We start from the raw sequence: 19,168 nt of genomic DNA on the forward strand, positions 1-19,168 counted from the left end.
AGGCGGGAAATAATGCCGCATCAATCCGGAAGTGCTGCCGCACCCCTTGCTTAAAAAAATATTACATTTAATCTGTCAAACGCGTTAAGATAAAACCATTCAAACTTTACTTAATATCAATCTTTTTATTTGTTTTGGAGACTGTTATGCGTTCCGTACCGCGTTCCTTTTTACTGGGCATTGTCGCACTTGCCGCGCTTTCCGCCTGCAAACCTCAAGAAAACAATGCGGTACAGGCTGCCGCATCCGCCGCATCCGCCACCCCTGCATCTCCTGCCGAAAACCCGTCAAAACCGCAAACGCGCGGCACGGATATGCGTAAAGAGGACATCGGCGGCGACTTCACTTTGACCGACGGCGACGGCAAACCGTTCAGCCTGAGCGATTTGAAAGGCAAAGTGGTGATTTTGTCTTTCGGTTATACGCACTGTCCGGATGTCTGTCCCACCGAGCTGCTGACTTACAGCGATACTTTGAAGCAATTGGGCGATCAGGCTAAAGATGTGAAGGTGGTGTTCGTCAGCATCGACCCCGAGCGCGATACGCCTGAAATCATCGGCAAATACGCCAAACAATTCAACCCCGACTTTATCGGACTGACTGCCACCGGCGATCAAAGCCTACCGGTCATCAAGCAGCAATACCGCGTGGTTTCTGCCAAAGTCAATCAAAAAGAAGACGGCGAAAACTATTTGGTCGACCACTCTTCCGGTGCTTATCTGATTGATAAAAATGGCGAAGTGGCGATTTTCTCTCCTTACGGCAGCGAGCCGGAAACCATTGCCGCCGATGTAAGGACCCTGCTCTAAATGCAGCCGTATACCGCCCGAACCGCCCGTTCGGACGGTATGATTATCTTAACCGACAAAGGACATTTACTATGCAGGACAGTACGCTGACCATCGCCTTGTCCAAAGGCCGGATTTTTGAGGAAACGCTGCCGCTGCTTGCCGCTGCGGGCATTGTTCCTGCCGAAGAACCCGAAAAATCGCGCAAGCTGATTATCGGCACCAACCATGAAAACATCCGCCTCGTCATCGTCCGCGCAACCGATGTGCCGACTTATGTGCGTTACGGCGCGGCGGATTTCGGGATTGCGGGCAAGGATGTTTTGACGGAACAAGGCGGCTTCGGACTCTATCAGCCTTTGGATTTGGAAATTGCCCGGTGCCGTATGATGGTCGCCGTACGCAAGGGGTTTGACTATGAGTCCGCCTCGCAGCCGGGATGCCGTCTGAAGATTGCCACGAAATATCCCGAAACTGCCGCATCGCATTTTGCGGGCAAAGGCGTGCACGTGGACATTATCAAGCTGTACGGATCGATGGAGCTCGCGCCTTTGGTCGGTTTGAGCGATGCGATTGTGGACTTGGTTTCGACGGGCAACACCTTGAAGGCGAACGGCTTGGAGGCGGTCGAACACATTGCCGACATTTCCGGCCGGCTGGTCGTCAACAAAGCCGCGCTGAAAACGAAATACGCGCTGCTTGAGCCGATTATTCAGGCGTTCGGCGGCGCAGTGAAGGCGGGGTGAGTGTTCACTTGAATGAAGATGCGTTTTCAGACGACCCTATCCGTTCCCGCCGACAGGTCGTCTGAAAATATCACCGGCAGTAAACTGTATAGGAGAAGTTAAAATGGTTGCAAAAATAAAAAAATTTTCAGATTCAACCCTTTCTGTTTTGAATAACGGCGAGCGTCGGTTTTATGTCTATTGTCTGACCGACCTGAAAAAAGACAAAATCCTCTACATCGGAAAAGGCTGCGGTAATCGTATCTTCGAGCATGAATGGGTTGCTAGTCGTTCACAAGACCCAGTCTCCGGCGAGATTATCGATCGGAAACTCAAAGCCATTTCCAAATGCAAGAAACTCGGCCGCTATATCATCAGCTATCATCTGACTGAAGTCGAAGCGCTCGCCGCCGAATCTGCCTTAATTCATTTTGTTAAATCTGTCTTGGGTAAAAAACTCAAAAATAAAATTGCCGGGCATGGTCCGGGTGGTATTAGTGTAGAAGAACTAGATCGCCGCTTTGGATTCTCTTCTCTCCCACTTAACGAGATTAACCCCGACGGCCTGATTCTCGCCGTCAAAATCCACGATGCTTTCGATTTAGACACTAACGAAGAATTAGACTACCATTTCGACAACCGAGACGATGCAAACCTTAAATCGCGTACCTTAGGCAACTGGTGGCTCAATAAAGATGCCGCCTCCAAAGTGAAATACGTTATCGGCGTTCACACTGGTCTGCAAAACGCTGTTGTTAGCGCATACGAAGTGGACGGTTTTGAAACAATGATTGGTGAAAGCAAAAACGGCAGACCACAAACTCGTTACCGCTTCCATACCATCTCGCACAGCGAAGACGTATTAGCCAAACTCGGTCTACAACAAAAATGCCTACCCGAATTGAAGTTTGCCAGCAGGGGAGAAAAGGCTTATATCAGACCCAAAACAGAGACAGAACAAGAGAATATTCAGACGACCCCCAGTCCAAAAATAAAAAAGGAGAACAAATCATGAAAAAACTCGACACCCAATCGACCGATTTCCAAGCCGAACTCAAAGCCCTGCTGGCTTTTGAGACCGCGCAGAATCTCGAAACCGAACGCATCGTCGCCGACATCTGCGCCGACGTGCAAAAGCGGGGCGATGCGGCTTTGATTGAATACACCAACAAATTCGATCAGACAAACGCTAAAAGCATCGATGATTTAATACTCACGCAAGCCGATTTGAAGTCCGCGTTCGAACGCATCCCCAATGATGTTCGGACGGCATTGCAGACCGCCGCCCGCCGTGTCGAAAGCTACCACCAACGCCAAAAAATGGAATCGTGGAGCTACACCGATGAAGACGGCACGCTGTTGGGACAACAAATCACACCGCTTGACCGCGTCGGCATTTACGTCCCCGGCGGTAAGGCGGCGTATCCGAGTTCCGTCATTATGAACGCGATGCCCGCCCACGTTGCAGGCGTGAAAGAAATCATTATGACCGTCCCCACGCCCAAAGGCGAACGCAACGACATCGTGCTTGCCGCCGCATACGTCGCCGGCGTAACCAAAGTCTTTACCGTCGGCGGCGCGCAGGCGGTTGCCGCCCTCGCCTACGGCACGGAAACCATCCCCCAAGTCGATAAAATCACCGGTCCCGGCAACGCCTTCGTCGCCGCCGCCAAACGCCGCGCGTTCGGCGTGGTCGGCATCGATATGGTGGCGGGGCCGTCTGAAATCCTGGTCATCGCCGACGGCACGACACCGCCCGACTGGGTGGCGATGGATTTGTTCAGCCAGGCCGAACACGACGAAATCGCCCAAGCCATCCTCATCGGCACGTCTCAAGCGTATCTCGACGAAGTAGAAGCCGCCATGAACCGCCTGATCGAAACTATGCCGCGCCGCGACATCATCGAAGCCTCGCTCGGCAACAGGGGCGCGATGATACTCGCCAAAGACTTGGACGAAGCCTGCGGAATCGCCAATTATATCGCCCCCGAACACTTAGAACTGTCGGTAGAAAACCCGCAGGAATGGGCGAAAAAAATCCGACACGCCGGTGCGATTTTCATGGGATGCTACACCGGCGAAAGCCTCGGCGACTACTGCGCCGGCCCCAACCACGTCCTGCCCACCAGCCGCACCGCCCGCTTCTCCTCGCCTTTGGGGACATACGACTTCCAAAAACGCTCCAGCCTGATTCAAGTTTCGGAACACGGCGCGCAAAAATTAGGCGAAACCGCCAGCGTGCTGGCACACGGCGAAAGCCTGACCGCCCACGCCCGCGCGGCAGAGTTCCGTATGAAATAATGCCGGAACGGCGTACAGGCATATTCCAACCATTAAGGAAACACGATGAAATCCGTCCGACACCTCATCCGCGACGACATACGGGCGATGTCTGCATATCAGATTGCCGACATTCCGTCCGGATTTATCAAGCTCGATGCAATGGAAAGCCCGTCCCATCCTTTTGAAGGACACGGAGTCCTGATGCAGGAATTACAGGCACAACTGGCATCCGCCCCCATCCACCTCTACCCCGACCCCGCCAAAAGCGGCTTGCAGGAAGCATTGCGCGCCGCGTTCGACATTCCCGACTGCGCCGCCCTCGCCTTAGGCAACGGTTCGGACGAACTGATACAGTTCGTCACCATGCTGACCGCCAAACCGGGCGCGGCAATGTTGGCAGCCGAACCGAGTTTCGTGATGTACCGCCACAACGCCGCGCTGTACGGCATGGATTATGTCAGCGTTCCACTGAACGGAGATTTCACCCTCAACCTGCCCGCCTTCCTCGAAGCCGTCAAAACCCGCCGTCCCGCGCTGACCTTTATCGCCTACCCCAACAACCCCACCGGCGTATGCTTCGCACGCGGCGAAGTCGAAGCCGTCATCAGCTCTTCAGACGGCATCGTCGTCGTCGATGAAGCCTACGGCGCATTCAACGGCGACAGCTTCCTCGGGCAGGCAGGCAGGATTCCCAACCTGATAGTCTTACGCACCCTCAGCAAAATCGGTTTTGCCGGACTGCGTATCGGTTATGCGGCAGGCTGCCCCGAAGTCATCGGCGAACTGCAAAAAATTCTGCCGCCCTACAATATGAACCAATTGAGCCTGAACACTGCCAAATTTGCCCTGCGGCACTACGGCATCATCTCTGCCAACATCGGCAGCCTGAAAAACGAACGCGAACGAATGATGGCAGAGTTGGGCGGCATCCCACAGATAAAAGCCTTTCCCAGCCAGGCAAATTTTATTACCATACGCGTACCCGATGCCGATTTGTTGTTTGACACCCTCAAACAAAACCGCATCCTCGTCAAAAAACTGCACGGCGTGCATCCCCTTTTGGAACACTGCCTGCGTATTACCGTAGGCAGCCCCGCACAAAACGATGCCGTCCTCGACGTTATCCGCCGGCTCTACCGATAAACCAAACGGAGTCCCTATGACCAAGACACAACTCCACCTGAACAACTTCCTGACCCTCGTCCGGGAAGCGGGCTCCCTGCCCAAGCTCGCCAAACTCTGCGGCTACCGCACCCCCGTCTCACTCTACAAACTCAAACAACGCCTTGAAGAGCAGGCAGAAGACCCCGACGCGCGCGGCATCCGTCCCAGCCTGATGGCAAAACTCGAAAAACACACCGGCAAACCCAAAGGCTGGCTCGGCAAACAACACCGCGAACACCCCGAAAAAGAAACCGCCGCCCAAACCGCCGGCATTCCCGCGCCCGAAACCCCCGCGCCGTCCGGCTGCCGCACCGTTACCCACAGCCGCCATACCTGCGAAACCCAAATCACCGTCTCCATCAACCTCGACGGCAGCGGCAAAAGCAGGCTGGATACCGGCGTACCCTTCCTCGAACATATGATCGACCAAATCGCCCGCCACGGTATGATAGACATCGACATCGACTGCAAAGGCGACCTGCACATCGACGACCACCACACCGTCGAAGACATCGGCATCACACTCGGACAAGCCCTCAAACAAGCGCTCGGCGACAAAAAAGGCATCCGCCGTTACGGACATTCCTACGTCCCGCTCGACGAAGCCCTCAGCCGCGTCGTCATCGACCTTTCCGGCCGCCCCGGACTCGTGTACAACATCGAATTTACCCGCGCCCTGATTGGAAAATTCGATGTCGATTTGTTTGAAGAATTTTTCCACGGCATCGTCAACCACAGTATGATGACCCTGCACATCGACAACCTCAGCGGCAAAAACGCCCACCATCAGGCGGAAACCGTATTCAAAGCCTTCGGGCGCGCCCTGCGTATGGCAGTCGAACACGACCCGAGGATGGCGGGGCAAACCCCGTCCACCAAAGGCACGCTGACCGCATAACATCCCCAAACAGGCCGTCTGAAGCGCAGGAAGCCTTCAGACGGCATTACAGCACCCCGACAAAGGAGAAACACTATGTCCGCAGAAACATACACACAAATCGGCTGGATCGGCTTAGGGCAAATGGGCCTGCCTATGGTAACGCGGCTCTTGGACGGCGGCATCGAAGTCGGCGTATACAACCGCTCGCCCGGCAAAACCGCCCCCGTCTCCGCCAAAGGCGCAAAAGTTTACGGCAGCACCGCCGAACTCGTCCGCGCCTGTCCCGTCATTTTCCTGATGGTTTCCGACTATGCCGCCGTGTGCGACATCCTGAACGGAGTCCGCGACGGATTGGCCGGCAAAATCATCGTCAACATGAGCACCATCTCCCCGACCGAAAACCTCGCCGTCAAAGCACTTGTCGAAGCCGCAGGCGGACAGTTTGCCGAAGCCCCCGTTTCCGGCTCGGTCGGCCCCGCAACCAACGGCACGCTGCTGGTTTTATTTGGCGGCGACGAAGCCGTGTTAAACCCGCTGCAAAAAGCATTTTCACTTGTCGGCAAAAAAACCTTCCACTTCGGCGAAGTGGGCAAAGGCTCGGGCGCGAAACTCGTCTTGAACTCGCTTTTGGGCATTTTCGGCGAAGCGTACAGCGAAGCGATGCTGATGGCGCGGCAGTTCGGCATCGATACCGACACCATCGTCGAAGCCATCGGCGGCTCGGCAATGGACTCGCCCATGTTCCAAACCAAAAAATCCCTGTGGGCAAACCGCGAATTCCCGCCCGCCTTCGCCCTCAAACACGCCTCCAAAGACCTCAACCTCGCCGTCAAAGAGCTTGAACAGGCAGGCAACGCCCTGCCCGCCGTCGAAACCGTTGCTGCCAGCTACCGCAAAGCAGTCGAAGCCGGCTACGGTGAACAGGACGTTTCCGGCGTTTACCTGAAACTGTCAGAACGCTGACTGCCCTATCAAACAAAATGCCGTCTGAAGCCCGAAAGCCTTTCAGACGGCATCGTTATCCGATCGGCAAGCTACATCACATCCGCTCGCCTGTTCGCAAACTTGGCAAACAAATTTTCAATAGAAGCTTCCGCCTGCAAACCAATGCGCTGAATCAGGCTTTGCTTCTCCTGATATTTCACTTCGATAAGCTGCTTATTTTCAAACGCTTTCAACAACAAATCATCACTGGTCGAAATCTCGTCAATCAAGTTCAACGCCAACGCCTGCCGCCCGAACCAATGCTCGCCCGTCGCTATTTTTTCAATATCCAACCCCGGGCGGTTTTCACTGACAAACTGCTTGAACAACTGATGCGTTTCCTCCAGCTCCTGCCGGAATTTCTGTTTGCCCTTTTCCGTATTTTCGCCCATAAAGGTAACCGTGCGCTTAAATTCGCCCGCCGTCATCACATCCACATCAATATCATGTTTTTTCAACAGGCGGTGGATATTCGGCACTTCCGCCACCACACCCACCGAACCGACAATCGCAAACGGTGCGGAAACAATTTTATCCGCCACACACGCCATCATATAACCGCCGCTCGCCGCCACCTTATCGACGGCGACGGTCAGCGGAATATTGCGTTCGCGCAAACGCCGAAGCTGCGAAGCCGCCAAACCGTAGCCGTGAACCACGCCGCCGGGACTCTCCAACCTGAGCAAAACCTCATCTTCGGGTCGGGCAATAGAAAGCACGGCGGTAATCTCGTTGCGTAAAGCCCCCACGGCGCGCGCATACAAATCGCCGTCAAAATCCAACACAAAAAGGCGGGGTTTTTGCGTTTCGGCAGATTTTCCGCCCCCTTCTTTCAAACGCTTTTTCTGTGCCTTAGCTTTTTCTTTTTCCCTTTTCTTTTCTTCTTTTTCCCAATGCCTGGCTTCTTCCTCATTCAAGAAAAAAGTTTCAAACGATTGCTGTTGTTTTTGATAATTTTCCGACAAATCCGTCAGCACGACCGCCCCATCTTCCGACCGCCCCTTAGCCCGCACAATCATCAGCACGACCAGCGCGATAATGCCGAAAACAGTAAGCAGTTCAATCAGGAAAATGCCGTAATTCAATAAAATTTCTTTCCACATCGATTGTATTTCCTCCTTTAAATATAAATAAGTGCATCGTCCGTACCGTTCCGACAGATACAGACCAAACCTTCCCCGACAGCCGGGCATCCCATTTCGGAATAGGGCAAAAGCCCGTATTTTACAGTCAAACCGCCGGCCGCACCCCTGCACATACGGATTAAGGCGCAATATTTATCAGCAAACCCGAAGATGTTTTACCGTCATTACCGCATATGCTTTAACGCAATGCGCTTAATTGAAACACGCACATCCCGCCGCTGCCCGAACCGCACGACACCGCGCCAACCATCTAAAATATGGCTTATGCCCGGATTGGGATTAATCAAATATTAAAATTCAGCCGATAAAAAAACAGCCTTAAAATCAGGCTGTTTTTTAAAAAAAACAAATCATTCGGGAGGTTTGTTATTCGGAAAATTCAAACGATTGGTGCCCGGAGCCGGAATCGAACCGGCAAGGGATGTTTAGTCCCGACGGATTTTAAGTCCGTTGTGTCTACCTATTTCACCACCCGGGCATTTGTGAAAGGTGGAGGCGGGGGCGCGGATTTTAACCGGCCTATATGAAGATTGCACTCCTCATAGCATAAACACTCTGCCACCCCGCCGTAGTACGATAATGGAGGCGAGAGTCGGAATCGAACCGGCGTAGACGGATTTGCAATCCGCTGCATAACCACTTTGCTATCTCGCCCTAAAACTGGCTTATCTAAAAAACTTGGAGCGGGAAACGAGTCTCGAACTCGCGACCTCAACCTTGGCAAGGTTGCGCTCTACCAACTGAGCTATTCCCGCGCGTTCAAACATATCGGTTTTTGGAGCGGGAAACGAGTCTCGAACTCGCGACCTCAACCTTGGCAAGGTTGCGCTCTACCAACTGAGCTATTCCCGCGTTGATATGTTTGAAATAAAACTTGGAGCGGGAAACGAGTCTCGAACTCGCGACCTCAACCTTGGCAAGGTTGCGCTCTACCAACTGAGCTATTCCCGCAATGATTGCGGGAGAATGAAATTTTTGGAGCGGGAAACGAGTCTCGAACTCGCGACCTCAACCTTGGCAAGGTTGCGCTCTACCAACTGAGCTATTCCCGCCCGATTTCATTCTCCGACATCGAAGAAGACGCAATTATTATGGATTATGTTTTTACCGTCAAGCTATTTTTATGTTTTTTTCAGGCGATTTCTTTCCACGCCATTTTCAGGTAATACAGCATCGACCAAACCGTCAGCAAAGATGCGATAAACATCAATATGTTGCCGATAAGTGCGAGATTAAATCCGTGAAAATCGGGAATGTTCAGCAGCAAAAAGAAAATCGCCAGCATTTGCGCGGCGGTTTTAAACTTGCCGACGGTGGCGACGGCAACGCTGTTCCTTTTGCCCATTTGCGCCATCCATTCGCGCAATGCGGAAATGGTAATTTCCCTGCCGATGATAATCATCGCGAACAAAACATAGGTCCGGTCGAGTTTGACCAGCAGCAGCAAAGAGACGGCGACCATCAGTTTGTCGGCAACGGGGTCGAGGAATGCGCCGAAATCCGAGGTCTGTTTCCACAACCTTGCCAAGAATCCGTCAAACCAGTCGGTCAATGCGGCAACGGCAAAAACGACGGCGGCGGCGAGATTAATCGTTTCCTCCGCGAACCACGGGAAAGGCAGGTAAAAAAGGGCTGTCAGGACAGGGATGAGCAAGACCCTCAACCAAGTGAGGAAAATGGGGATGTTCCAAGGCATCTGTTTTCTCTGTGCAGACTGTAAAGTTGTGATTATAACGGTTATCCTCATAACTCAAAACGTAAAATTACCGCATAGGCATTCCCCCTTCCTGCCAATCTGTTTTCACTTTCTTTTCAAACGCAGGAAAATGGCGGCCAATAAAAGCAAAATACCCGGTTTCAGGCTGAAAACGGCAGGTTGTGCCAACACTTCGATAAGGCGGTCTTCCGGAAAGGAAAAATCCTTATTGGTGTGGATGCCGCCACTGTTGCGGTATTCCAACAGAACGCCGTTTAAGAAACCTTTTCCGACGTTTTCGCTTAAAACGGTTCTAAGCTGCTCCGCCCTGATGGTTCTGCCGATATTGCCTTGCACGCACAAATCATCGAACCCGTAGCAGGAAAGCCGGTACTGCCGCCCTTCTGCATCCAGTTTGATTGCCCGTCCGCTGCGGTTGGGTGCGGTAACGGTCAATTCTGCATATTCGAATGTTTTTTCTTGTTCGTGAAATGCCGTCAGGTAAGGTGCAATAAAAACGGCGGACAACAGCAGGCAGCTTATGGTGGCAAACCATACCCGGCGATAATATTTCACGCTTACCCCCTTGTTTCTCAAATGCCGTCTGAAATAAGCGGCTTCATATATTGTTTACAGTATCGGGAAGCATAACAGACAAAATGCCGTCTGAAACATCTTCAGACGGCATTTCTTATCCGAAACGGATTATTTTTGCGTTTCAACCGCTTCCAGTGCGCGCAGGGCGTAAGTGTAAGCGGCACCGGCATTCAGGGCGATGGCGGTTGCCAATGCACCTGCGATTTCGCTGTCGGTCGCACCGGCTTTGGCGGCAGCGGCGGCGTGAACGCTGATGCAGCTCTCGCAACGGGTGGTGATGGCAACGGCGATGGCAATCAGTTCGCGCGTTTTGGCATCCAATGCTTCGGCTGCGGCAGCCTGTTCCAGTGCGCCGTAGGCCTGCAGCATTTTAGGATGCGCCTTACCCAGCTCGCCGAACGATTTTTTAACCAATGCGGTATGTTCTTTCCAATCTTTAAACATTTTCTTTTCCTTTCTCTTGCGTTTAACCCTGATACGCGCTTGCGTATCTGTTTTCGATGTGCGTATTATTGCAATTATTCAGTTGTGTTTCTCGTTTAATCATCTCATTTTATGGTTCAAAAAGATTTATGGACATTCTGGACAAACTGGTCGATCTCGCCCAACTGACGGGTAGTGTGGATGTACAGTGCCTTTTGGGCGGACAATGGTCGGTACGGCATGAAACCTTGCAACGCGAAGGGCTGGTGCACATTGTTACATCGGGCAGCGGCTATCTCTGCATCGACGGTGAAACTTCCCCGCGCCGGGTCAATGCGGGGGATATTGTATTTTTCCCGCGCGGCTTGGGACACCTGTTGAGCCACGACGGAAAATACGGAGAAAGTTTACAACCGGATATACGACAAAACGGCGCGTTCACGGTCAAACAATGCGGCAACGGACTGGATATGAGCCTGTTTTGCGCCCGTTTCCGCTACGACACCCACGCCGATTTGATGAACGGGCTGCCGGAAACCGTTTTTCTGAACATTGCCCATCCGAGTTTGCAGTATGTGGTTTCAATGCTGCAACTGGAAAGCGAAAAACCTTTGACGGGGACGGCTTCCGTGGTCAACGCATTATCGTCCGTCCTGCTGGTGCTTATCCTGCGCGCCTATCTCGAACAGGAAAAAGATGCCCAACTGTCGGGCGTATTGAAAGGTTGGCAGGACAAACGTTTGGGACATTTAATCCAAAAGGTGATAGACAAACCGGAAGACGAATGGAATATCGACAAAATGGTAGCGGCCGCCAATATGTCGCGCGCGCAGCTGATGCGCCGTTTCAAAAGCCAGGTCGGACTCAGCCCGCACGCCTTTGTGAACCATATCCGCCTGCAAAAAGGCGCGTTGCTGCTGAAGAAAACCCCGGATTCGGTTTTGTCGGTCGCACTGTCGGTAGGCTTTCAGTCGGAAACACACTTTGGCAAAGCATTCAAACGGCAATATCACGTTTCGCCGGGTCAATACCGGAAAGAAGGCGGGCAACAATAAATTATCTGAACCTTAAAACGCAAATGCCGTCTGAAAAGGCTTTCAGACGGCATTTGCGTACCGCGTCATTTCAAGGGCTGCATCTTCATCACTTCCATCAAAAAGTTGGTAAATGCGGGATTATCGGGTTTGACATCCATATTTTTCCAACGCTGCTGCCAGCCGCGCAAGGCATTCTCGATATACAGCTTGGACTGCTCGGTATTGATTTCGCCGCGCTGGCTGTCTACCGCCGAACGCAGGTAGATTTCATACATACTGTCATCGACGGCATTGCGTCCGACCAGGCGTTTTCTGAAGTTGTTCAGATATTGCGCCGCCTGAACCTTAGTCATTTTACCGATGTCCACCTGATAGCTCAGGCGCGTCGCCTCGTCGCGGATTTTGGAAACGTCCGTCCAATGCGAAGGGGCGAGGCGGAAACCTTTTACAGACGCTTCCGCCGGAACGGTATTAATCGGCCTGACGGGGATTTCGGTCAGGGTGGGCACATAAACAGTTCCGCAGCCGGACAAGGCGGCCGCGATGGGGATGAGGGCAAGATATTTTTTCATACCCGCCATTATAAGCAGGTTTGCCCTGAAAAAACAAATTGTTCCGAAAAAACGGGGGTTCGGCGGGATTGCGCGCGCCCGAATCCGCCGCCGCAAACCCTGCCGCAAGGTTTACAATTTGACCTTTTTATCGCGACAAATATTATATGGATACCGCAAAAAAAGACGTTTTGGGTTCCGGCTGGATGCTGGTGGCGGCGGTCTGCTTTACCATTATGAACGTATTGATTAAAGAGGCATCGGCAAAATTTGCCCTCGGCAGCGGCGAATTGGTCTTTTGGCGTATGCTGTTTTCAACCGTTGCGCTCGGGGCTGCCGCCGTATTGCGTCGGGATACCTTCCGCACGCCCCATTGGAAAAACCACTTAAACCGCAGTATGGTCGGGACGGGGGCGATGCTGCTGCTGTTCTACGCGGTAACGCATCTGCCTTTGGCAACCGGCGTAACCCTAAGCTACACCTCGTCGATTTTTTTGGCGGTATTTTCCTTCCTGATTTTGAAAGAACGGATTTCCGTTTACACGCAGGCGGTGCTGCTCCTTGGTTTTGCCGGCGTGGTATTGCTGCTTAATCCTTCGTTCCGCAGCGGTCAGGAAACGGCGGCACTCGCCGGTCTTGCCGGCGGCGCGATGTCCGGCTGGGCGTATTTGAAAGTGCGCGAACTGTCTTTGGCGGGCGAACCCGGCTGGCGCGTCGTGTTTTACCTTTCCGCGACAGGTGTGGCGATGTCGTCGGTTTGGGCGACGCTGACCGGCTGGCATATGCTGTCTTGGCAGTCGGCGGTTTATCTGTCGGGCATCGGCGTGTCCGCGCTGATTGCCCAACTGTCGATGACGCGCGCCTACAAAGTCGGCGACAAATTCACAGTTGCCTCGCTCTCCTATATGACCGTCGTTTTTTCCACGCTTTCGGCGGCGTTCTTTTTGGGCGAACAGCTTTTTTGGCAGGAAATACTCGGTATGTGCATCATCATCCTCAGCGGCATTTTGAGCAGCATCCGCCCCATTGCCTTCAAACAGCGGCTGCAATCCCTCTTCCTCCGAAAATAAAAAATGCCGTCCGAACATCCTTCAGACGGCATATCGGGCTTTATTTCCCCGCCTTCACATCCTGCCACTGGCGCACCATAAACTTCAATGCCGCCGGCCGGATGGGAACCATAATAAAGCTGTTTTTCAAATCTTCCCCGCTCGGGAAAATCGTATTGTCGTTTTTAAATTCGTCCTCCATCAAATCGCGCGCCGGCTTGCTCGAAGGCGCGTAGGTAACGAAATTGCCGTTTTTCGCCGACACTTCCGGATCGAGGAAGTCGTTGATGTATTTGTGCGCGTTGGCGACGTTTTTCGCATCTTTCGGAATCACAAACGAATCCACCCAAATCCCCACGCCCTCTTTGGGCATCATCACGCGGATTTTTTCCTTGCCGCCCGCTTCTTCTGCACGCCGTCTGGCGATGTTCAAATCGCCGCCGAAACCGATTGTTACGCAGGTATCGCCGCGCGCCAAATCATCGATAAAGCCGGACGAAGTGAAGCGTTTGATATTGGGGCGGTTTTTCTTGAGCAGGGCGGTTGCCTCCCTGATGTCTTCCGTATTGCTGCTGTTCGGGTTTTTACCCAAATAGTTCAACACCATAGGATAGATTTCCGCCGCGCTGTCCAAATAGCTGATGCCGCATTGCTTGAGTTTGGACGTGTATTCGGGATCGAACACCAAATCCCACTGGTTGTCCGGCAGCTTGTCCGTACCCAAAGCCTTTTTCACGCGTTCGGTATTGATGGCGAAGGTATTTGTCCCCCAATAAAACGGCACGGCGTATTCGTGGCCGGGATCGACCCCGTCCATCAGCCTCATCATTTCGGGATTGAGGTGTTTATAATTGGGAATCAGCGACTTATCGATTTTCTGATACGCACCTGCCTTAATCTGCCTGCCCACAAACGCATTGGACGGCGCGACAATGTCGTAACCGGATTTTCCGGTCAGCACCTTGCTTTCCAGCGTTTCATCGCTGTCGTACACATCATAAGTAACCTTGATGCCGTTTTTCTTTTCAAAATCGGCAACGGTTTCCGGATCGACGTATTCCGACCAGTTGTAAATTTTCAATACGTTTCGGTTTTCCGCCGGTGCCGGTTTTTCGGCAGGCGGTTTGTCCGAACCGCCGCAAGCGGCAAGCAGGAGGGCGGTTAAAACAGCGAGTGGCAGATGTTTGGCCATTATCATTCCTTGCATATCGGGTTGGAGAAAGCGGCCATTATAGCCGATATTGGGAACAGGGCTTCAGACGGCATTCAAAATCCCGCAATGCCGTCTGAAAGCCGCCGCTTCCATAGCTAGAAACAGGGATTTGCGGTAAGATACCGCCGTTCGTTTTCCCTGCTTTTACCATGACAAGACATTTGAGAGATATTGAAAAAATTATGAAAACCTCCGAACTGCGCCAAAAATTCCTAAAATTCTTTGAAACCAAAGGTCACACCGTCGTCCGCTCTTCCAGCCTCGTGCCACACGACGATCCGACCCTGCTGTTTACCAACGCGGGCATGAACCAGTTTAAAGACGTATTTTTAGGTTTCGACAAACGCCCGTACAGCCGCGCCACCACCGCGCAAAAATGCGTACGCGCAGGCGGCAAGCACAACGACCTGGAAAACGTCGGCTACACCGCCCGCCACCACACCTTCTTTGAAATGATGGGCAACTTCTCCTTCGGCGACTACTTCAAGCGCGACGCGATTCATTTCGCTTGGGAGTTTCTCACTTCCCCCGAATGGCTGAACATCCCCAAAGACAAACTCTTGGCGACCGTTTACGCAGAAGACGACGAAGCCTACAACATCTGGTTAAACGAAATCGGTATGCCGTCTGAACGCATCGTCCGCATCGGCGACAACAAAGGCGCGAAATACGCATCCGACAACTTCTGGCAAATGGGCGACACCGGCCCTTGCGGCCCCTGCTCCGAAATTTTCTACGACCACGGCGAAGAAATCTGGGGCGGCATTCCGGGCAGCCCCGAAGAAGACGGCGACCGCTGGATCGAAATTTGGAACTGCGTATTTATGCAGTTCAACCGCGACGAACAAGGCAATATGAATCCGCTGCCCAAGCCGTCCGTCGATACCGGTATGGGCTTGGAACGTATGGCGGCGGTAATGCAGCACGTCCACAGCAACTATGAAATCGACTTGTTCCAAAACCTGCTCAAAGCCGTCGCCCGCGAAACCGGCGCGCCGTTCAGTATGGAAGAACCCAGCCTGAAAGTCATCGCCGACCACATCCGCTCCTGCTCCTTCCTGATTGCAGACGGCGTATTGCCTGCCAACGAAGGACGCGGTTATGTTTTGCGCCGCATCATCCGCCGCGCCGTGCGCCACGGTTACAAACTGGGTCAAAGCAAACCGTTCTTCCACAAACTCGTTGCCGATTTGGTCAAAGAGATGGGCGATGCCTACCCCGAGTTGAAAGAAAAACAAGCACAAATCGAAGAAGCATTGAAAAACGAAGAAAGCCGTTTTGCCCAAACTCTGGAAACCGGTATGGCCTTGTTGGAAAACGCGCTGGCCAAAGGCGGCAAAACACTCGGCGGCGAAATCATCTTCAAACTCTACGATACCTACGGCTTCCCATACGACCTGACTGCCGACATCTGCCGCGAACGCAATATCGAACCGGACGAAGCAGGCTTCGAACGCGAAATGGAAGCCCAACGCGCACGCGCACGCGCCGCACAAAGCTTCAAAGCCAACGCCCAACTGCCTTACGAAGGTCAGGACACCGAGTTTAAAGGTTATAGCGAACGCCAAACCGAATCCAAAGTCCTCGCCCTCTACAAAGACGGCGAGCAAGTCGACGAATTGAACGAAGGCGACAGCGGCGCAGTCGTCATCGACTTTACCCCGTTCTATGCAGAATCCGGCGGCCAAGTCGGCGACGTCGGCTATATCTTCTCAGGCGAAAACCGCTTTGAAGTACGCGATACCCAAAAAATCAAAGCAGCCGTATTCGGTCAATTCGGCGTACAAACTTCAGGCCGTCTGAAAGTCGGCGACAGCGTTACCGCCAAAGTGGATGACGAAATCCGCAATGCCAATATGCGCAACCACAGCGCGACCCACCTGATGCACAAAGCCCTGCGCGACGTATTGGGCGAACACGTCGAACAAAAAGGCTCTTTGGTTACCGCCGAATCCACCCGTTTCGACATTTCCCATCCTCAAGCAGTCACTGCCGAAGAAATCGCCGAAGTCGAACGCCGCGTCAACGAAGCCGTTTTGGCGAACGTTGCCGTCAACGCCGCCATTATGAGTATGGAAGACGCACAAAAAACCGGCGCCATGATGCTCTTCGGCGAAAAATACGGCGACGAAGTGCGCGTACTGCAAATGGGCGGTTTCTCAACCGAATTGTGCGGCGGCACGCACGTTTCACGCACCGGCGACATCGGCCTCTTCAAAATCATCAGCGAAGGCGGTATTGCCGCAGGCGTACGCCGTATCGAAGCCATCACCGGCCTGAACGCACTCAAATGGGCGCAAGAGCAAGAGCGTTTGGTGAAAGACATTATTGCCGAAACCAAAGCCCAAACCGAAAAAGACGTACTGGCGAAAATCCAAGCAGGCGCGGCACACGCCAAAGCATTGGAAAAAGAATTGGCACGCGCCAAAGCCGAACTCGCCGTCCACGCAGGCGCCAAACTCTTGGACGACGCAAAAGACTTGGGCGCAGCCAAACTCGTTGCCGCCCAAATCGAAGCCGACGCAGCCGCCCTGCGCGAAATCGTTACCGATTTAACCGGTAAATCCGACAACGCCGTGATTCTTTTAGCGGCAGTAAACGACGGCAAAGTCTCCCTGTGCGCCGGCGTATCCAAAGCCCTGACCGGAAAAGTGAAAGCAGGCGACTTGGTCAAATTCGCAGCCGAACAAGTCGGCGGCAAAGGCGGCGGCCGTCCCGACTTGGCGCAGGCCGGCGGTACGGATGCCGGCAAATTGCCCGAAATGCTGGCAAGCGCGGAAGGTTGGGTTAAAGCCAAACTCGCGTAATCCCTCCGCCGCAAGCAAAATGCCGTCTGAACGCCCAGCCTTCAGACGGCATTTTTCCGCAAACAAAAATTTAATTTTGCGTAAGGTGGGCTTCAGCCTACCGTTTTTTCATTTTTGATTGTTGATTGGTGGGCTAAAGCCCACCCTACGGTTATTTCCGCCTCAAACAAAAATCTGATTTTTTGAATTTCAGTTGTTTTGAATAAACTTTAAAACTTCAATCCCGTCATTCCCACAAAAGAAATTGCGTAGGGTGTGTGCTTCAGCCCACCGTTTCTTCATTTTCGATCGTTGATTGGTGGGCTGAAGCCCACCCTACAGTTACTAAAATCCGTCATTTCCGCGCAGGCAGGAATCCAGACCGTTCGGTTTCGGTTTTTCGGGCGTTTCGGGAAACTGATGAATCGTCATTCCCGCCCAGGCGGGAATCCAGACCATTGGGCGGCGGCAATATTCAAAGGTTATCTGAAGATTTAGAGGTTCTAGATTCCCACTTTCGTGGGAATGACGGCGGAGCGGTTTCGGTTCTTCCCGATAAATACACACAATCCAAAATCCCGTCATTCCCACGAAAGCAAAAATCCTGCCTGTCGGATTTCGGTTTTTTCGGGCGTTTCAGGAAACTTATGAATCGTCATTCCCGCGCAGGCGGGAATCCAGACCGTTCGGTGCGGAAACTTATCGGATAAAACGGTTTCCCCTGCATCCTAGATTCCCACTTTCGTGGGAATGACGGGATATAAGTTTCCCTACGGACGTGTTCAAATTCCCGCCTGCGCGGGAATGACGGCGGAGAAGTTTCTGTTTTTCTGATAACTTACCGTAACTTAAAATCCCGTCATTCCCGCGCAGGCGGGAATCTAGGACGTTCGGTTTCGGTTATGTCGGAATTTCGGGAAACTGATGAATCGCCAATCCCGCTTTCGTGGGAATGACGGCAGAGCGGTTGCTGTTTTTCCGATAACTTACCGCAACTTAAAATCCCGTCATTACCGCGCAGGCGGGAATCTAGGGCGTTCGGTTTCGGTACCGTCAAAAATGCCGTCTGAACGCTCAAGCCTTCAGACGGCATTTTTATTTCACACCCTTACAGGTAGAATTTTTCGATGACTTTCAAATTGTCGTCCAATTTGTACACCAGCGGCTGGCCGGTCGGGATTTCCAAGCCCATGATGTCTTCGTCGGAAATGCCCTCGATGTGTTTTGCCAGCGCGCGCAGGGAGTTGCCGTGCGCCGCCACCAAGACGCGTTTGCCGCTCAAAATCGCGGGGGCGATTTGGTCTTCCCAAAACGGTAATACGCGCTCCAGCGTTACTTTCAGGTTTTCGCCGTCGGGGATAACATCGGCAGGCAGATGGGCATAGCGGCGGTCTTTGTGTGCGGAAAACGCGTCGTCTTTGTCCAAAAGCGGCGGCAGGGTGTCGTAGCTGCGCCGCCAGATGCGGACTTGCTCGTCGCCGTATTGTTCGGCGGTTTGTTTTTTGTCCAGGCCTTGCAGTCGGCCGTAGTGGCGTTCGTTCAGCCGCCAGGTTTTGATTTGCGGCACGAACAGTTGGTCGGATTCTTCCAAAACGATGTTGCAGGTCTTAATCGCGCGGGTCAGGACGGATGTGAAGGCGATGTCGAACTCATAGCCGTTTTCTTTCAGTTTTTTACCGGCGGCGGCAGCCTCGGCAAGCCCCTGCCCGCTCAGCTTCACGTCGCGCCAGCCTGTAAACAGGTTTTTCGCGTTCCATTCGCTTTGTCCGTGGCGGATAAATACCAGTTCCATATCGTCTCCAATCTGTAAAAGTGGGAAAACGGTATTTATAACATATTTTCACATT

Annotated in this window: 18 protein-coding genes and 6 tRNA genes; 10 read left to right on the plus strand and 14 right to left on the minus strand. The window is 52.9% G+C overall.

Features of this window, described 5'->3' with window-relative positions; translation table 11 throughout:
• Window positions 1–146: 146 nt before the first annotated feature.
• The 7 genes from FGL10_RS05235 to FGL10_RS05265 all read left to right on the plus strand — a co-directional run bounded on the left by FGL10_RS05235 (window position 147) and on the right by FGL10_RS05265 (window position 6,803).
• On the plus strand, window positions 147–809 hold the full coding sequence (locus FGL10_RS05235; protein WP_003709430.1) for an SCO family protein: 663 nt from the start codon (window positions 147–149) through the stop codon (window positions 807–809).
• Window positions 810–880: 71 nt separating this feature from the next.
• The gene (gene hisG / locus FGL10_RS05240) at window positions 881–1,534 is read left to right on the plus strand and encodes an ATP phosphoribosyltransferase (protein WP_003709428.1); all 654 of its coding nucleotides are present in this window, start codon (window positions 881–883) and stop codon (window positions 1,532–1,534) included.
• 103 nt (window positions 1,535–1,637) lie between these two features.
• Window positions 1,638–2,528, plus strand: coding sequence for an LEM-3-like GIY-YIG domain-containing protein (locus FGL10_RS05245; protein ID WP_003714246.1), 891 nt, complete (start codon window positions 1,638–1,640; stop codon window positions 2,526–2,528).
• Entirely contained in the window at window positions 2,525–3,814 is a 1,290-nt protein-coding gene (gene hisD, locus FGL10_RS05250) for a histidinol dehydrogenase (protein ID WP_003709425.1), read from the plus strand. Before FGL10_RS05245 ends, hisD begins: the two co-directional genes overlap by 4 nt.
• Window positions 3,815–3,859: 45 nt before the next feature.
• Window positions 3,860–4,939: a histidinol-phosphate transaminase gene (hisC, locus tag FGL10_RS05255; protein ID WP_003709423.1), complete on the plus strand. Its 1,080-nt coding sequence runs from the start codon at window positions 3,860–3,862 to the stop codon at window positions 4,937–4,939.
• Window positions 4,940–4,955: 16 nt separating this feature from the next.
• Window positions 4,956–5,858: an imidazoleglycerol-phosphate dehydratase HisB gene (hisB, locus tag FGL10_RS05260; protein ID WP_003709421.1), complete on the plus strand. Its 903-nt coding sequence runs from the start codon at window positions 4,956–4,958 to the stop codon at window positions 5,856–5,858.
• Window positions 5,859–5,933: 75 nt separating this feature from the next.
• Window positions 5,934–6,803 (plus strand): NAD(P)-dependent oxidoreductase, encoded by an 870-nt coding sequence (locus tag FGL10_RS05265; protein WP_003709420.1) that lies wholly within the window; start codon window positions 5,934–5,936, stop codon window positions 6,801–6,803.
• Between the two features lie 71 nt (window positions 6,804–6,874).
• Here the strand turns inward: FGL10_RS05265 and sohB are convergent, their stop codons facing one another.
• The 10 genes from sohB to FGL10_RS05315 all read right to left on the minus strand — a co-directional run bounded on the left by sohB (window position 6,875) and on the right by FGL10_RS05315 (window position 10,706).
• Complete coding sequence (gene sohB / locus FGL10_RS05270) at window positions 6,875–7,927, minus strand: protease SohB (RefSeq protein ID WP_003709418.1); 1,053 nt, start codon at window positions 7,925–7,927, stop codon at window positions 6,875–6,877.
• 430 nt (window positions 7,928–8,357) lie between these two features.
• A tRNA-Leu gene (locus FGL10_RS05275) sits at window positions 8,358–8,447 on the minus strand.
• 102 nt (window positions 8,448–8,549) lie between these two features.
• Window positions 8,550–8,623, minus strand: a tRNA-Cys gene (locus tag FGL10_RS05280).
• A 25-nt stretch (window positions 8,624–8,648) separates the two neighbouring features.
• Window positions 8,649–8,724 (minus strand) — tRNA-Gly (locus tag FGL10_RS05285).
• Between the two features lie 21 nt (window positions 8,725–8,745).
• Window positions 8,746–8,821: transfer RNA gene (locus FGL10_RS05290), tRNA-Gly, on the minus strand.
• Window positions 8,822–8,844: 23 nt separating this feature from the next.
• A tRNA-Gly gene (locus FGL10_RS05295) sits at window positions 8,845–8,920 on the minus strand.
• A 25-nt stretch (window positions 8,921–8,945) separates the two neighbouring features.
• A tRNA-Gly gene (locus FGL10_RS05300) sits at window positions 8,946–9,021 on the minus strand.
• Between the two features lie 80 nt (window positions 9,022–9,101).
• Window positions 9,102–9,665 carry a CDP-diacylglycerol--glycerol-3-phosphate 3-phosphatidyltransferase gene (gene pgsA, locus FGL10_RS05305; protein WP_036475128.1) on the minus strand — a complete coding sequence of 188 codons (564 nt, stop codon included), beginning with the start codon at window positions 9,663–9,665 and terminating at the stop codon, window positions 9,102–9,104.
• Window positions 9,666–9,770: 105 nt separating this feature from the next.
• On the minus strand, window positions 9,771–10,193 hold the full coding sequence (locus FGL10_RS05310) for a hypothetical protein (protein ID WP_036469843.1): 423 nt from the start codon (window positions 10,191–10,193) through the stop codon (window positions 9,771–9,773).
• Window positions 10,194–10,370: 177 nt separating this feature from the next.
• Window positions 10,371–10,706: a carboxymuconolactone decarboxylase family protein gene (locus tag FGL10_RS05315; protein WP_002212800.1), complete on the minus strand. Its 336-nt coding sequence runs from the start codon at window positions 10,704–10,706 to the stop codon at window positions 10,371–10,373.
• Window positions 10,707–10,834: 128 nt separating this feature from the next.
• Here FGL10_RS05315 and mtrA point away from each other — a divergent pair, with 128 nt between their 5' ends.
• The gene (gene mtrA, locus FGL10_RS05320) at window positions 10,835–11,740 is read left to right on the plus strand and encodes an efflux transporter MtrCDE transcriptional activator MtrA (protein ID WP_003709407.1); all 906 of its coding nucleotides are present in this window, start codon (window positions 10,835–10,837) and stop codon (window positions 11,738–11,740) included.
• Between the two features lie 65 nt (window positions 11,741–11,805).
• On the opposite strand, the gene FGL10_RS05325 is transcribed toward mtrA, so the two are convergent.
• Entirely contained in the window at window positions 11,806–12,294 is a 489-nt protein-coding gene (locus FGL10_RS05325; RefSeq protein ID WP_096108583.1) for a prokaryotic membrane lipolipid attachment site family protein, read from the minus strand.
• Window positions 12,295–12,440: 146 nt separating this feature from the next.
• Here FGL10_RS05325 and FGL10_RS05330 point away from each other — a divergent pair, with 146 nt between their 5' ends.
• The gene (locus FGL10_RS05330; protein ID WP_003709403.1) at window positions 12,441–13,343 is read left to right on the plus strand and encodes a DMT family transporter; all 903 of its coding nucleotides are present in this window, start codon (window positions 12,441–12,443) and stop codon (window positions 13,341–13,343) included.
• 40 nt (window positions 13,344–13,383) lie between these two features.
• Here FGL10_RS05330 and FGL10_RS05335 read toward each other — a convergent pair whose 3' ends face one another.
• Window positions 13,384–14,514, minus strand: coding sequence for a polyamine ABC transporter substrate-binding protein (locus FGL10_RS05335; RefSeq protein WP_096108568.1), 1,131 nt, complete (start codon window positions 14,512–14,514; stop codon window positions 13,384–13,386).
• Window positions 14,515–14,717: 203 nt separating this feature from the next.
• Between FGL10_RS05335 and alaS the strand changes: the two genes are divergently transcribed.
• Window positions 14,718–17,342, plus strand: coding sequence for an alanine--tRNA ligase (alaS, locus tag FGL10_RS05340; protein WP_036469829.1), 2,625 nt, complete (start codon window positions 14,718–14,720; stop codon window positions 17,340–17,342).
• A gap of 838 nt (window positions 17,343–18,180) precedes the next feature.
• Here the strand turns inward: alaS and FGL10_RS12035 are convergent.
• Window positions 18,181–18,414 carry a hypothetical protein gene (locus tag FGL10_RS12035; protein ID WP_147280912.1) on the minus strand — a complete coding sequence of 78 codons (234 nt, stop codon included), beginning with the start codon at window positions 18,412–18,414 and terminating at the stop codon, window positions 18,181–18,183.
• A 15-nt stretch (window positions 18,415–18,429) separates the two neighbouring features.
• Window positions 18,430–19,113 carry a 2,3-diphosphoglycerate-dependent phosphoglycerate mutase gene (locus FGL10_RS05360; RefSeq protein WP_003709391.1) on the minus strand — a complete coding sequence of 228 codons (684 nt, stop codon included), beginning with the start codon at window positions 19,111–19,113 and terminating at the stop codon, window positions 18,430–18,432.
• Window positions 19,114–19,168: the final 55 nt, after the last annotated feature.

This window comes from Neisseria lactamica (genome assembly GCF_901482445.1).
Lineage (GTDB): Bacteria > Pseudomonadota > Gammaproteobacteria > Burkholderiales > Neisseriaceae > Neisseria > Neisseria lactamica.